Below are 13782 nucleotides of genomic sequence, written 5' to 3' on the forward strand. Positions count from 1 at the left end.
CGTCGTCAGGTCGTCAGCAGGCGTACGGCCTCGCGGACGTCGTCGGTGAGGTGAATCGTCGACGACAGGTCACCGAACGGGGACGCGGCCAGCAGCGGGCGCAACAGCGCCTCCACCGGCAGTTCCGTGGTCCAGTAGGCGCGGTCCAGGAAGATGTACGCCCCGCTGGCGCCGTCGGTGCCGTAGTAGGTCTTGGTGGCCGCCTGGAACACCTCCTGCACCGTGCCCGCCCGCCCCGGCGCGAAGACGATGCCGCCCCGGGCGAGGCGCAGGATGGTGTCCTCCCGGATCGCGTTCGAGAAGTACTTCGCGATCCGCCCGGCGAACAGGTTCGCCGGCTCGTGCCCGTACAGCCAGGTCGGAATGGCCAGACCACCCGCACGCGCCCAGCCCAGATCGTCGCCACGTTGCCGGGGCACCCCCGCGTACCGCTGCCGGACCGTCAGCGCGGTGGCCGTGTACCGGTGGTGGTCGGTGAAGTCGGGGGCGGTGGCCAGCAGGTCGATCGCGGCCGTCACGTCGGCCGCCGGCCGGTCCGCCAGGTAGGCGCCGAGGTTCGCGGCCTCCATCACCCCGGGGCCGCCGCCGGTCACCACCAGCCGGTCGGCCCGCGCCAGCTCCCAACCCAGCACGGCCGCCATCCGGTACGCGGAACTGCCGCGCCGCACCGCGTGCCCGCCCATGATGCCCACCACCGACTGCGGCCCGTACGCGGTCAGCCAGACCCGGGTGGCGTCGGCCAACGCGTTGTCCACGCCGTGGTCGTGCAGTCGCTGACCCAGCGCCTCCCTGACGTCCGGCAGCGCGCCGCCGTGCGCTCGGTAGTGGTCGTACACCCGGGTGTCGTACATCCCGGTGAACCCGCCCTCGGCGAACCCGGCGGCCAGGTCGTCCGGGGTGTAGAGGTGCGTCGGCTGGGTCGGGTACGGCAACCCCGAGAACGGCGGCACCACGTTCGCGCCGCGCCGGACCAGGTCGGCGCCCACGTCCCGGGACGCGAACCGGCAACCGACGAAGAGGGTGCCGGCGACGTCGACGCTGGTCAGGTCGGGTACCGGTGCGAGGTCGAGCCGCAGGCCCTGCACGGTCAGCCCGGTCAGCCGACCCGTGGTCAGCTGGTGGTCGAACTCGGCCCGGGTCTGGATCTCACCGGCGTGCAGGTGCGGCTCGATGACGTCTGCGGGAGGTGGGGTCGGCACCGGGCCATCCTGCCCCTCCGCCGGGGCTGGTCAAACCTCGGGCCGGGGTGGAACCGACAGGAGCCCGGTGGTCGTGGCCACCGGGCTCCTGCGTAACCGGTTCCTGGGGAGGCTCCGGACCATTAGTTGTAGTGGAAAACACCAGGCAGCGGCATAGGCCGCAGGCGTGACCAACTCCTCAGCCGTTCAGCGGGACACGTCGGCCGACCCGCTCGCGTGTCGCCCTGTCCAGCGGGTTGAATGGGGCGATGCAGAACCTTTTGCCAGAGCCACCGGCCACCCGCCTGCCCGTGAACGACGAGGCCGACGCCGCCCTGGCCGCCGCCGACGAGGCCGGCACCGATGAGGCGTACGCCAACGTGGCGGCCGGCTTCCCGACCTACAGCGCGGCCTGGGCGGAGCTCGCGGCGCGGGCGTTCGCGCAGGGCCAGGTGGTGGCGGCGTACGCGTACGCCCGCACCGGCTACCACCGGGGCCTCGACCAGCTGCGCCGCAGTGGTTGGAAGGGGCACGGCCCGGTGCCGTGGTCGCACGAGCCCAACCGGGGCTTCCTCCGCTGCCTGTACGTGCTGTCCCGGGCCGCCGACGAGATCGGCGAGGCCGACGAGGCGGCCCGCTGTGCCCAGTTCCTGCGCGACTGCGACCCGGAAGCGGCGGACGCGCTGGCGAGCAACTGACCCCGCCCCGGCGGCCGGCCCGACATCGGGCCGGCCGTCGGCCGGTTTACAGCCCTTCGGCGACCGCAGCGGCGATCTTCAGCCAGGCGTCCCGGGTGGCCGAGGAGAGCCCGCCGTACCGGATCGGCTCGCCGCTGTCGATGAGCCGCTCGTACGGGGCCAGCAGCACCGCCCGGGTGCGGGCCGCGAAGTGCTCCTGGATGGCCGGCAGGTCGATCTCCTTGCGGGACGGCGGCATCGACACCACCGTCACGGCCTGACGGACCAGCCGTTGCCGGCCGCTCTGCTCCAGGTGGTCGAGCATCCGGGCGGCGGTCTCGGCGGAGTCGTTACGGGCCGACATGGTGACCACCAACTGGTCGGTGGCGTCCATAGACGCCTGCCAGTTCTGCGCCCGGACGTTGTTCCCGGTGTCCACGAAGATCAACTTGTAGAACCGGCTGACCACCTCACGGATCTCGGCGAACGCGGCCGCGGTCAACATCTCGCCACCGGTGGCCGACTCGTCCGAGGCCAGGACGTCGAACATCCCCTCGCCCTGCGAGCGGACGTACTGCGACAGGTCGCCGACCCGACCGTGTGCGCCCTGGAACTGCCCGAGGTCACGCAGCATGTCCCGCACCGTGCGGGAGTGGAAGTCCTGTTGGGCGCGCATCCCGAGGGTGCCCTGGGTCTCGTTGTTGTCCCAGGCCAGCACGTAGCCGCCGCGCTTCTGTCCGAACGTCATCGCCAGCAGCAGGATGGCCACCGTCTTACCGGCTCCGCCCTTCGGGTTGACCACGGTGACCTGCCGCAGACCGCCGAAGTTGCGGCGCACCATCTCGATGTCCCGCTTGAGCTCCTGCTCGTGCCGCCCCGGAGAGAGCCGGAGCAGGCCCATCTTGTTCACCACCGCGCGTACGCCCATGGTCGCCACCGGGTCGGCGGGTCGAACCTGGCGGCGTCGGGCGAAGTCCTCGGCGGTCGGTGCGGCGGTGGTGTCCGGCGTCCAGCTCGCATCCGGGTACGCGGCCGCGTCCGGGTACGCGGGAGCCGGCACCCGGGTCACCCCGTCGGCCTCCTGGTACGGCTGCCCGGGCGTGCCGCCGGGCGAACCCTGCTGCCAGGGCGGTGGGTACCAACCCGGCGAGGGCGGAAACGGCCCGGGCGGTGGGGTCGCCGGCCCGGCCTGCCCAGGATCGTGCTGCGGTGCGGCAAGGCCGTGCGGCGGGTTGCTGAACTGCGTCACGTCCGGCGGCGGCGGAATCTGCGCCGGGCCGGCCTGGCCCGGGATGAACGGCTGCCCGGGGTGTGCCTGCGCGGGACCGGCGTGCGGGATGACCGGCGGCGGAGGCGGGATCGGAGGCGTGGCGCCTGCCTCGTCCTGAGCGGGCGCGGCCGCTCCAGCCGGGCGTTGCGGCGGGTACGCCCACGGCGATTCGGCAATCGGCCGCGCCGGCCCGTCGGCGGACCCGTCTGCACCGGGCCCGCCAGCCTGCTGCACCGGCTGGCCGGGCTGAGGTGCCTGCCCGCCAGCCTGCGGCGCGGTCCCGCCGGGCTGCGTTGCCGGACCACCAGTCTGTGCTGCCGGCCCGCCAGCCTGCGGCGTGGTCCCGCCGGGTTGCTGCACCGGCCCGCCAGCCTGCGGTGTCGGCCCGCCAGGCTGCTGCACGGGCCCGCCGGGCTGCGGTGCCGGCCCGGCCGCCGCGAGGGCTGCGGCCGAGGAGTCCGCCGGCGCGGGGCCGGCGGCCGTCGGGCTGTCGGTGGCGCTCGGGCTGGTGGCGGACGCGGTGGCCGCTGGGATGGGCCGGTCGGTGGCTGCGGTCCGGTCGGTGGCTGCGGGCCGGTCGGTGCCTGCGGCCGTGGTGGGGCGGTCGGCGGGTACCGCTGCGGTGGGGCGGTCGGCGGCGGCGGTCGGGTGGTCCAGGGTGAACGGCAGGTTCAGGTCGACGCCGCCCGGTGTGATCGGCGCGGCGGCCGGACCCCGGTCGCCGGGTTGTACCTGAGTCGCTTCGCCGGCCTGGCTGGCCGCGTCGGGTGCGGCACTGCCCGCGTCGCTCGCGGCGGGCCGGCCGTCCCTCGGCGCGGAGGTGGTGCTTGGTGCGGCGGCGGCAGCGGGATTGCCGGGGCCGACTTGCCCGCCGTTGCTCCCCGGGCCGGTCGCCGGCGGCGTCGGTTGGGCACCGGTCGCCGGCGGAGCGGGTGGCGGTGACGCAGCGGCCGGGGCGGTCGGCGGCGGCCAACTCGGCTGCGCCGGCGCCCAACCCGACCCGGCGCCGGACGGGCCGCTGACCCCCCACCCTCCGGGCGCCGGGACGGCGCCGGTGAGCGACGGGTAGTCCGACGGCGACGGCGGCGACTGGGCCGCAGCGCCGGGCTGGCCGGGAACCGGCGGTCGCCCGGTCGGCGGCGCGGCCACCGGTGGCGTGACCGGTGCCGTGACCGACGACGGCCCACCCCGCTGCTCGGCGACCGCAGCCCACGGCGGCACCGCGCCCCGGTCACCCGGATCTGGTGGCCAGAGTGGTTCGACGTCCCGCTCCGGCACCGGCTGCTGGCCGGGCACCTGCGCCCGGTCGGCGTTCTCGTCCATTACGGCCCTCCCCAGTCCTCCTGCGAGGATAGGCCCAATCGCCCAACAGGGCCGATCGCGTAGGCAGGTCGGCCGGTCGGTGCGGTCGAGGTCAGATCGACCAGACCGCCCAGGCGCCCGGCTCGACCCACCAGGAACGCTTGCGGGTCAGGTCGCCCTCGACACCATCGTCGAGGTACGGCACCTTGCCCTCCCTGGGCAGCACCGACACCGCTCGCCCACGGGCCCGCCGAACTTCGAGGCGTACCCGCTTGCGCCCCCACGCCGAGCGGACGACCACCGGCACGGCCACCGCGACCTCGACCTGGCCGTCGGCCGGGTCCGGCGCGGTCAGCAGCGTCACGTCGTTGAGCGTCGCGTACCCGCCGGCATTGCCGACCGCGCAGGCCAGCAGCGGTTCCGCACCGTCGGTGAGGATGGTGTCGTCGACCTCCACCCGGGCGCGCCAGTGCAGCGGCCGGCCGGCGTCGTCGGCCGCGCCGAGGAGCGCGCCGTCCAGGGTCACCGAGCCGCCGTCGTTGCGCAGCAGGTCCAGCCGGCGCGGCGTGCCGTCCAGCACCGCGGCGGCCACCGCCGCCGGGTCGCGGGGCAGCCCGAGCTGCGCGGCCAGGTCCCGGTGGGTGCCGCCACGGGCCGGGTCGAGCGGGAGTACGGCCACCGGCGGCAGGTCGGGCAGGGTCCGGTTGCCGGGCAGATCAGCCGGGCGCTTGCTCGGCGCCGGGGCGTACCGCTTGACCAGCCGGCGCAGCACGGCGCGCAACTGCCCGTCGCTGGCCGTGGCGACGACCAGCCGGGTCTTGCTGTCCGGGTCCGGCCAGGTGAGGCCGTCCGGGCGGGCCGGGCCGTCGAGCCGGGCCAACACCGCGTCGATCTCCGCGTCGGAGCGGGCGGTGACCGTCTCCACCCGGGCGCCCCGGGCGTTCAGCGCGTCGGCGCAGGCCAGCACCGGCACCCGTGGCCGCTCCGTAGCGCACTGCTCGGTTTCGGTCTGGCCGCTGCTGGCCTGGCCGCTGTTGGCTTGGCCGGTGTCGGTCTGGCTCGTCGGGGCGGTGTCGGCCCCGGCCGCGCCGCCGCAGCAGGCCCCGCCGCTGCCACAGCCCCCGGGAGCGTCCCGCTCCGAACCGAGGGTGAGCAGCACCACGTCGTACACGGAAGGAGCCTCCTGCCTCTCGACGCGACCCCTGCCGGCCGCGCCGTCACTACTTGTTAACCTGACACCCCGGGCTCGCCGAGCGGTCGCCACCTGGCACCCGAGCCTTCTGGAGGCGGAAAAGATGCCAGCGATCGTGCTCATCGGCGCTCAGTGGGGCGACGAGGGCAAGGGCAAGGTTACCGACCTGCTGGGTGAGCGGGTCGACTACGTCGTGCGCTACTCCGGCGGCAACAACGCCGGGCACACGGTGATCACCCCGGACGGCCAGAAGTACGCGCTGCACCTGATGCCGTCCGGCGCGCTCTCACCGGACGCGATGATCGTCATCGGCAACGGTGTGGTGGTCGACCCGAAGGTGCTGCTCGCCGAGATCGACGGCCTGGCGGAGCGCGGCGTCGACGTGTCCCGGCTGCGTATCTCCGGTGATGCGCACCTGATCATGCCGCACCACCGGGCGCTGGACCGGGTCATCGAGCGCTACCTCGGCTCGTCCCGGATCGGCACCACCGGCCGCGGCATCGGCCCGGCGTACGGGGACAAGGTCGCCCGGATCGGCATCCGCCTCCAGGACCTGCTCGACCCGGGCATCCTGCGCAAGAAGCTGGAACTCGCGCTGCGCGAGAAGAACCAGATCCTGTTCAAGGTCTACAACCGCAAGGCGATCGACCTTGAGGCGACCGTCGAGGAGTACCTGGCGTACGCGGAGCGGCTCAAGCCGTACATCGCGGAGACCCGGGCGATGCTCTGGGACGCCCTGGACCGGGGCGAGACGGTGCTGCTGGAAGGCGCCCAGGCCACCATGCTCGACATGGACCACGGCACCTACCCCTTCGTGACCTCGTCCAACCCGACCGCCGGTGGCGCCTGCGTGGGCGCGGGCATCCCGCCGACCGCGATCACCAAGGTCATCGCGGTGAGCAAGGCGTACGCCACCCGAGTGGGTGCCGGGCCGTTCCCGACCGAGCTGTTCGACGCCAACGGTGACCACCTTCGCAAGATCGGCGCGGAGTACGGCACCACCACCGGGCGGGAGCGCCGGTGCGGGTGGTTCGACGCGGTCGTCGCCCGGTACGCCTGCCGCCTCAACGGCGTCACCGACCTGGTCATAACCAAGCTGGACGTGCTCACCGGCCTACCCAAGGTGCCGATCTGCGTCGGCTACGAGATCAACGGCGTCCGGGTCGACGACATGCCGATGAGCCAGACGGACTTCCACCACGCCAAGCCCGTCTTCGAGGAACTCGACGGCTGGTGGGAGGACATCACCAAGGCTCGCACCATCGACGACCTCCCGGAGAACGCCCGCCGCTACATCGCGAGGGTCGAAGAACTCTGCAACACGAGGGTGAGCGTCGTAGGCGTAGGCCCAGGCCGAGAAGAAAACGTCCACCTCCACCCCCTCCTCCCCTAACCCCACCCTCTCGATCACTCCGGTGATCATGGGGTTGACGGGCTGTTCGATCTACAGGAGTCCCGTTAACCCCATGATCACTGGGATGGTGGGCGCCCTTGTCCACAGGGTTATCCACAGGGCTGGTGGTTGGTCGGTGGAGCAGCCAGCGTGGACTTCGTGGATCGCGCAGAGTTCGTTCGCTCGGTTGCTGCCAGGCAGGATGACCTGATCACCCGAGCGCAGGCGCTGAGAGGCGGCTTCAGCCGGCACGACATCGATCATCTGGTGGCTGTTGGTCGTTGGCGGCCACTTGCTCGAGCGGTCTATCTGACGCGCGGCCCGTATGGCGACCCACCTGCTCGTCGGTGCCGCATTCGTGCTGCCGTGCTCTCGCTGGGCCCGGCGGCTCATGCGGTGTTCGGCACCGCGGCTGAGTTGTACGGCATTGCCGGGCTGCCACGTCGGGACGAGATCCATGTGGCGCTGCCGGGCAGGGCGGCAAGGCTGGCGCGGGTGTCGGACCCCGCGATCGTGCTGCACCAGCTCGAACACCCTCTGGGTGCGGTGGCGAAGGTGAACGGGATCGCGGCTACGGAACCACGGCTGACCGTTTCCGAGATAATCCTGCGGGAGTGCCGGTACGCGGCGGTCTCGGTGCTCGATTCCGCCCTCAATCGGGGGCTAGTCACGCCCGAATGCCTGGCAACCATTCCAGCGCTGATTCGAGGTCGACGCGGTGCGGTCGCAGCACGCGGCTACCTTGCTGAGGCGGATGGCCGGGCGCAGTCGCCACTGGAGACCCGCTCTCGACTGCGGTGCGTTGACGGGGGAGTTCCGCCGGACACGCTGCAGTTGGAGGTTCGCGACGATGACGGCTATCTGCTCGGCATTGGCGACCTGGGGTGGCGCGGCCCAAGGCTGATTGCCGAAGCGGACGGCCGAGACGCGCATGGCACCCCGGAGGCCGCCTACGCCGACCGCCGTCGCCAGAACCGCCTGGTCAACGCCGGCTGGACCGTCCTCCGTTTCACCTGGCAGGACACCCTCCACCCCGCCTACATCCCCCACACGGTCCGCCAAGCGATCGCAGCCCTTCATGCCCGTCGATCATGAGGTTGACTGGCCAGTTGATCACCAGATGGCCCGTTAACCTCATGATCAACGGCGGGGTAGAGGGGGACAGTAGGATCTCGGGCGTGCGGGTTCTCTTGGTGGGTGGTGGCGGGCGGGAGCATGCGCTTGCGCTTGGGTTGGTTGGCGACTCGGGGGTTTCCGCGCTGATTGCGGCGCCGGGTAATCCGGGGATCGCTAGCGTGGCTGAGCTGCGGGCCGTCAATGCCTCAGACCCGGCCGCGGTGGCCGCGTTGGCCGTGGAGGTGGCGGCCGACCTGGTGGTTGTCGGCCCCGAGGCGCCTCTGGTCGCCGGGGTCGCCGATGCGGTACGCGCCAAGGGCATCGCCGTGTTCGGTCCATCCGGCGCTGCCGCGCAGTTGGAGGGCTCCAAGGCGTTCGCCAAGGACGTGATGACCGCCGCCGGCGTGCCGACCGCCCGGGCGTACGTCTGCACGGACGAGGAGAGCACCGCTCGGGCGCTGGACGAGTTCGGCGCGCCGTACGTGGTGAAGGACGACGGGCTCGCCGCCGGCAAGGGCGTGGTGGTGACCGACGACCGGGCCGCCGCGCTGGCACACGGCAACGAGTGCGGACGGGTCGTGGTCGAGGAGTTCCTCGACGGCCCGGAGGTCAGCCTCTTCGTGGTCACCGACGGCGAGGCGGCGCTGCCGTTGGTGCCGGCACAGGACTTCAAGCGGCTCGGCGACGGCGACACCGGGCCGAACACCGGCGGCATGGGGGCGTACGCGCCACTGGCCTGGACCCCGTCCGGCCTGGTCGACGACGTCATGCGCGATGTGGTCCACCCGACGCTCGCGGAGATGCGCCGCCGGGGCACCCCGTTCGCCGGCCTGCTCTACGTCGGGCTCGCGATCACCGCCGCCGGCCCTCGGGTGATCGAGTTCAACGCGCGCTTCGGTGACCCGGAGACCCAGGTGGTGCTCGCGTTGCTGGAGACCCCGCTGGGTGGGCTGCTGCACGCGGCGGCCACCGGCTCGTTGGCCGAGCACCCGCCGCTGCGGTGGCGCGACGGCAGCGCCGTGACCGTGGTGCTCGCCTCGGCGGGCTATCCGGCGGCGCCGCGCACCGGCGACGTGATCACCGGCGCGGACCGTCCGGGCATCATCCACGCGGGCACCGCCCGCCGGGCCAGCGACGGCGCGCTGCTCTCCGCCGGCGGCCGGGTCCTCTGCGGTACGGCCACCGGCACCGACCTGGCCGCCGCGCGGGACGCCGCGTACGCGCTGGTGGACGGGGTGGAACTGGCCGGCTCGCAGCACCGCACCGACATCGCCGCCGCCGCGATCGAGGACCGGATCACGATTCCCGGCTGAACTCAGGCAACCCCCGGCCGTCCCGCCGCCGTTTGACCGGTGAGACGAGGGGGTGGCCGGAATGCCGGTCGATGTCGAGGGTTACCGCGACTACGTCGGTGCGCGGCTGGAGCCGCTGCGCCGCACGGCGTACCTGCTCTGCGGTGACTGGCACACGGCCGACGACCTGGTGTCGGCGACGCTGGTCAAGTTGCTCCGGCACTGGTCGCGGGTGTCCGTCATGGACAACCCGGACGCGTACTCCAGGCGGATCCTGCTGCGGGTCTGGCTGGACGAGCGGCGTCGGCCCTGGCGGCGGGAGGCCGCCTGGGCCGAGGTGCCGGATCGCCCGGTCGCGGCCACCGGCACCGACGGCGCGGCTGACCGGCTGACCCTCCTCGCCCTGCTGGCCGAGCTGCCGCCGCGCCGCCGCGCGGTCCTCGTACTGCGCTACTTCTGCGACCTTTCCGTCGAGGAGACCGCGCGGGAACTCGGCTGCACTCCAGGCACCGTCAAGAGCCAGTCGGCGCGTGGCATCGAGGCGATGAGAGCCCGCCTCGCCCCGATGCCGGATCGAGTCGAGGAGGTACGCAACGATGGATGAGCTCGACGACCAGCTGCGTGCGGCGGTCGCCCAGGCGCCGCCGACTCGGATCGACGTGGACGAACTGATCCTGGCCGACCGGCGCCGCCGCCAGCACCGGGCGTGGGCGTTGACCGGCTCCGGCGTGGCCGTGGCGGTGATCGCGCTGACGTCGACACTGGTCACCGGGCCGTACCGGGACTCCCGGGAGCCGACGGCGAACACCGGCCCGTCGCTCTGTGCCCCGCTGAACGCGTCTGCCAGTGAGTCCGCGTCGCCGTTCGAGCGGTACGGCACGGCACCGCCGTTCCCGTCGGAGCAGCCGGCCGACGCGGCGGTCCGGCTGACCGTGGCGTTGCGTACCGCCCTGAGCGTCAACCTGCCTCGGGAGCTGACTGTCGATTCGGGGGTGCCCGGGTGTCCGCTGCCGCAGCTGTCGTACGAGCGCACGATGAGTGGGTACGTCTACAGTGCGACGGTCAAGCTGTCTCGAGGTGGTGATCACGCCGATCTGGTCATCGGGATGCATCCGACCCTCGGGGCGGTTCTTGCATGCCGGGCCGGCCCGTCCGATAACGACTGTTCGGTCGATCAGTTCCCGGACGGCAGCGAGGCGGCGTCGGGTACCGTTGTCGACCCGGCGGGTACCAGCTCGCGCGCGGCGACGGTGCTGCGTCCCGACCGAACCACCGTCGTGGTCAAGCTGGATCAACCCGGCGCGTCCGTGGACGGGCTGTTGCTGACGGAGGATCAGCTGGTCACCATTGGCCGGTGGCCGGGTTTCACCCTGTACCCGTGAGCGACCGTCAGCCGTAGTAGCGGCGCAGTTCTCGGGTGAGCACCTTGCCGGTGGCGTTGCGGGGCAGGTACTTCACGAAGATCACGTCCCGGGGGACGCTGAACCGGGCCAGGAAGTGCCGGACGTACTCGCGGACCGCCTCGGGGTCGAGGGTCTCGCCGGGGTGCAGGGCGAGGAACGCGGAGAGGCGCTGGCCGTACTCGGGGTCGGGCACGCCGATCACGGCCGCCTCGCGGACCTGCGGCAGTTGCGCGAGCAGGTCCTCCACCTCGGACGGAAAGACGTTTTCGCCGCCGGAGACGATCATGTCGTCGGCTCGGCCGTCGACGAAGAGCAGCCCGTCGGCGTTGAGCCGGCCGAGGTCGCCGGTGTCGAGCAGGCCGTCGTGGGTTTCCCGGCTGGCACCTGAGGTGTAGCCCTCGAAGAGCATCTCGTTGCCGACGAAGATCCGCCCGACCCGTCCGTCCGGTACGGGCTGGCCGTCGTCGTCGAGCAGCTCCAGCCGGGTGCCGTGCGGCGGACGACCAGCGGCGGTGGGTGCCTGACGCAGGTCCTGCGGGCCGGCGATGGAGGCCCAGGAGACCTCGGTGGAGCCGTAGAGGTTGTAGAGGACGTCGCCGTAGACGTCCATGAACTTCGGGGCCAGCCCGCCGGGCAGGGCGGAGCCGCTGACCGCGACGACAGTGAGTGGGGGGCGCGGATCCGGCGGGGGCACCTCCAGCAGCCGCTGCATCATCACCGGTACGGCGAAGAGCGCGTCGCACCGGTGCGCGGTCAGGGCGGCGAGCGTGGCGGCCGGGTCGAAGCGGCGGTGCAGCACGATGGTGGCCCGTAGTGCCAGGCAGACCTGGAGGGCGGCGAATCCCCAGGTGTGGAAGATCGGCGCGGCGATCATCACCCGGTCCCGGGCGTGCAGGGGGATGCGGTCGATGATGGACACCAGTGGGCCGAAGCCGCTGGGCGTCGGTCGGCGAGCGCCCTTGGGCGTACCGGTGGTGCCGGAGGTGAGCACGATGATCCGGCCGTCGCGCTCGGGCGGGTGCAGGTCACCCGGCAGTGCCCCGGCCACCAACTCCTCGCGGGCGCGTTCGTCGAGCCGGGGCAGCTCGGCGGGGAGGCCGAGGACCCGCTCGGCGAACTCGTCGTCGTGGACGAGGAGCCGCAGCCGCTGCTCCTCGGCGACGGTGCCCAGCTGGGCGGCGCTGAGCCCGGTGTTGACCAGTACCGCGTCGACGCCGAGCAGGGTGGCGGCGACGATCGTCTCGATCAGCCCGTGGTGGTTGCGGCAGAGCACGCCGATCCGGTCGCCGGCCTGTACGCCGAGCCCGGCCCGCATCGAGCGGGCCATCCGTTCGGCCCGGTCGAGCAGGTCGTGGTAGGTCAGCTCGACGCCGTTCTCATCGATGACGGCGGGACGGCCCGGGTCCCGGGCAGCTGCTTGACGTAGCTCGCCTGCCAGGCTCCACCCCCACGTCCGCAACGCGTTGAGCTGCGAGGCGACCCGGACCGGGCTGCCGGGGGTGAGCAGCCCGCGACGGGTCAGCGTGGCAACGATGAACGGCAGGTCCATGCCGCAGACCTCCTCGGGGTGGTGCGCGGACGGGGCGGTCGCCCGCCCGTCCATCAGGGCTTCTTTCCTTGATCATGCACTGGGCGCGGCTGAAGGCCCAGTTGGCGTCGGCGTGGGGTGACAAAGACTGCACAGATCGTGGAATCCGGGCCACCGTCGGCCCGACCCGGTCGAGGAGGGCTGGGCCGACGGCGGTCAGCGGATCTGCATCCCGGAGATCGCCCGGGAGATGACCAGTCGTTGGATTTCCGAGGTGCCCTCGAAGATGGTATAAATCTTGGCGTCCCGGTACCAGCGCTCGACCGGGTGGTCACGCAGGAAGCCGGCCCCGCCGAGCAGTTGCACGGCCTTCTCGGTGACCGACACGGCCACCTCGCCGGCCTTGAGCTTGGACATCGACCCTTCGCCGGCGGTGAACGGGCGGTTGTTGCGGCCCATCCACGAGGCCCGCCAGACCAGCAGCCGCGCCGCGTCGATCTCCATCCGCATGTCGGCCAGCGCGAACGCGACCGCCTGGTTCTCGATGATCGGGCGTCCGAACTGGACCCGGTCCTTCGCGTAGTCGAGGGCGTACTCGTAGGCGGCCCGGGCCACGCCGAGCGCCTGGGCGCCGACAGTGGGTCGGGACAGCTCGAAGGTGCGCATCGCGGCCTGTCCGGTGGCCCGCTGACCGGAGCGGGCCCGGTCCAGGCGTTCCAGCAGGGCGTCCCGTCCGCCGAGCAGGCAGCGGCCGGGTACGCGTACCCCGTCGAGGAAGACGTCCGCGGTGTGTGACGCGCGGAGGCCGAGTTTGCGCAGCTTGCGGGTGGCGGCCAGGCCGGGGGTGCCCGGCGGTACGACGAACGCCGCCTGGCCCCGGGAGCCGAGCGCGGGGTCGACGGAGGCGGTGACCACGTGCACCCCGGCGATTCCGCCGTTTGTGGCGTACGCCTTCTGGCCGGTGAGCACCCACTCGTCGGTGGCCTCGTCGTAGACGGCTCGGGTGCGCATCGCGCCGACGTCGGAGCCGGCTTCCGGCTCGCTGGTGCAGAAGGCGGCGACGGCCGGCGAGTCGACGTCGCCGAAGCACTGCGGCACCCACTCGACCATCTGGTCCGGGGTGCCGGCGCCGTAGATGGCGGCGACGGCGAGCGAGGTGCCGAAGATGCTCATGCCGATGCCGGCGTCACCCCAGAAGAGTTCTTCGCTGGCGATCGGCAGGGAGAGGCCGGTCGGGTCGGCCCAGCAGGTGGCGAGGAACTCGAAGCCGTAGAGGCCGACCTTGGCGGCTTCCTGGATCACCGGCCACGGGGTGTCCTCGCGCTCGTCCCACTCGGCGGCGGCCGGGCGCACGACCTCGGCGGCGAAGCCGTGCACCCAGTCGCGTAGATCCCGCTGTTCCTCGTTCAGGTCGAGCGAGAACTCAGCCAT

At 72.6% G+C, this 13782-nt stretch carries 11 protein-coding genes; 6 read left to right on the forward strand and 5 right to left on the reverse strand.

The window, feature by feature from the left end; all coding sequences use genetic code 11:
* Positions 1-5: 5 nt before the first annotated feature.
* The gene (locus ACQRWP_RS28910; protein WP_430499252.1) at positions 6-1199 is read right to left on the reverse strand and encodes an LOG family protein; all 1194 of its coding nucleotides are present in this window, start codon (positions 1197-1199) and stop codon (positions 6-8) included.
* A 248-nt stretch (positions 1200-1447) separates the two neighbouring features.
* Between ACQRWP_RS28910 and ACQRWP_RS28915 the strand changes: the two genes are divergently transcribed.
* Entirely contained in the window at positions 1448-1876 is a 429-nt protein-coding gene (locus tag ACQRWP_RS28915; protein WP_238672738.1) for a DUF3151 domain-containing protein, read from the forward strand.
* 46 nt (positions 1877-1922) lie between these two features.
* Here ACQRWP_RS28915 and ACQRWP_RS28920 read toward each other — a convergent pair whose 3' ends face one another.
* Positions 1923-3821: a chromosome partitioning protein gene (locus ACQRWP_RS28920; protein ID WP_430503321.1), complete on the reverse strand. Its 1899-nt coding sequence runs from the start codon at positions 3819-3821 to the stop codon at positions 1923-1925.
* A gap of 718 nt (positions 3822-4539) precedes the next feature.
* Positions 4540-5598 (reverse strand): diacylglycerol kinase family protein, encoded by a 1059-nt coding sequence (locus tag ACQRWP_RS28925; protein WP_430499254.1) that lies wholly within the window; start codon positions 5596-5598, stop codon positions 4540-4542.
* A gap of 124 nt (positions 5599-5722) precedes the next feature.
* Between ACQRWP_RS28925 and ACQRWP_RS28930 the strand changes: the two genes are divergently transcribed.
* From ACQRWP_RS28930 to ACQRWP_RS28950, 5 genes are all read left to right on the forward strand, one after another.
* On the forward strand, positions 5723-7012 hold the full coding sequence (locus ACQRWP_RS28930) for an adenylosuccinate synthase (RefSeq protein WP_430499255.1): 1290 nt from the start codon (positions 5723-5725) through the stop codon (positions 7010-7012).
* 150 nt (positions 7013-7162) lie between these two features.
* The gene (locus ACQRWP_RS28935; RefSeq protein ID WP_430499257.1) at positions 7163-8107 is read left to right on the forward strand and encodes a hypothetical protein; all 945 of its coding nucleotides are present in this window, start codon (positions 7163-7165) and stop codon (positions 8105-8107) included.
* Positions 8108-8190: 83 nt separating this feature from the next.
* On the forward strand, positions 8191-9441 hold the full coding sequence (purD, locus tag ACQRWP_RS28940; protein ID WP_430499259.1) for a phosphoribosylamine--glycine ligase: 1251 nt from the start codon (positions 8191-8193) through the stop codon (positions 9439-9441).
* Positions 9442-9502: 61 nt separating this feature from the next.
* Positions 9503-10024, forward strand: a complete 522-nt coding sequence (locus tag ACQRWP_RS28945) for a SigE family RNA polymerase sigma factor (protein WP_430499261.1) — start codon at positions 9503-9505, stop codon at positions 10022-10024.
* Positions 10017-10802: a hypothetical protein gene (locus tag ACQRWP_RS28950; RefSeq protein WP_430499263.1), complete on the forward strand. Its 786-nt coding sequence runs from the start codon at positions 10017-10019 to the stop codon at positions 10800-10802. The genes ACQRWP_RS28945 and ACQRWP_RS28950 overlap by 8 nt, the downstream gene beginning before the upstream one ends.
* A gap of 7 nt (positions 10803-10809) precedes the next feature.
* Here the strand turns inward: ACQRWP_RS28950 and ACQRWP_RS28955 are convergent, their stop codons facing one another.
* Positions 10810-12372 carry an AMP-binding protein gene (locus ACQRWP_RS28955; RefSeq protein ID WP_430503322.1) on the reverse strand — a complete coding sequence of 521 codons (1563 nt, stop codon included), beginning with the start codon at positions 12370-12372 and terminating at the stop codon, positions 10810-10812.
* A gap of 195 nt (positions 12373-12567) precedes the next feature.
* Positions 12568-13782 carry an acyl-CoA dehydrogenase family protein gene (locus tag ACQRWP_RS28960; RefSeq protein ID WP_210787407.1) on the reverse strand — a complete coding sequence of 405 codons (1215 nt, stop codon included), beginning with the start codon at positions 13780-13782 and terminating at the stop codon, positions 12568-12570.

The organism is Micromonospora trifolii, assembly GCF_050516465.1.
Classification (GTDB): Bacteria; Actinomycetota; Actinomycetes; order Mycobacteriales; family Micromonosporaceae; genus Micromonospora; species Micromonospora trifolii.

Bases quoted from the DNA above. Each gene is read 5' to 3' on its own strand.
- ACQRWP_RS28945 (WP_430499261.1), top strand. From the start codon at position 9,503: ATGCCGGTCGATGTCGAGGGTTACCGCGACTACGTCGGTGCGCGGCTG.
- ACQRWP_RS28930 (WP_430499255.1), top strand. From the start codon at position 5,723: ATGCCAGCGATCGTGCTCATCGGCGCTCAGTGGGGCGACGAGGGCAAG.
- ACQRWP_RS28960 (WP_210787407.1), bottom strand. From the start codon at position 13,782: ATGGCTGAGTTCTCGCTCGACCTGAACGAGGAACAGCGGGATCTACGC.
- ACQRWP_RS28955 (WP_430503322.1), bottom strand. From the start codon at position 12,372: ATGGACCTGCCGTTCATCGTTGCCACGCTGACCCGTCGCGGGCTGCTC.
- ACQRWP_RS28915 (WP_238672738.1), top strand. From the start codon at position 1,448: ATGCAGAACCTTTTGCCAGAGCCACCGGCCACCCGCCTGCCCGTGAAC.
- ACQRWP_RS28950 (WP_430499263.1), top strand. From the start codon at position 10,017: ATGGATGAGCTCGACGACCAGCTGCGTGCGGCGGTCGCCCAGGCGCCG.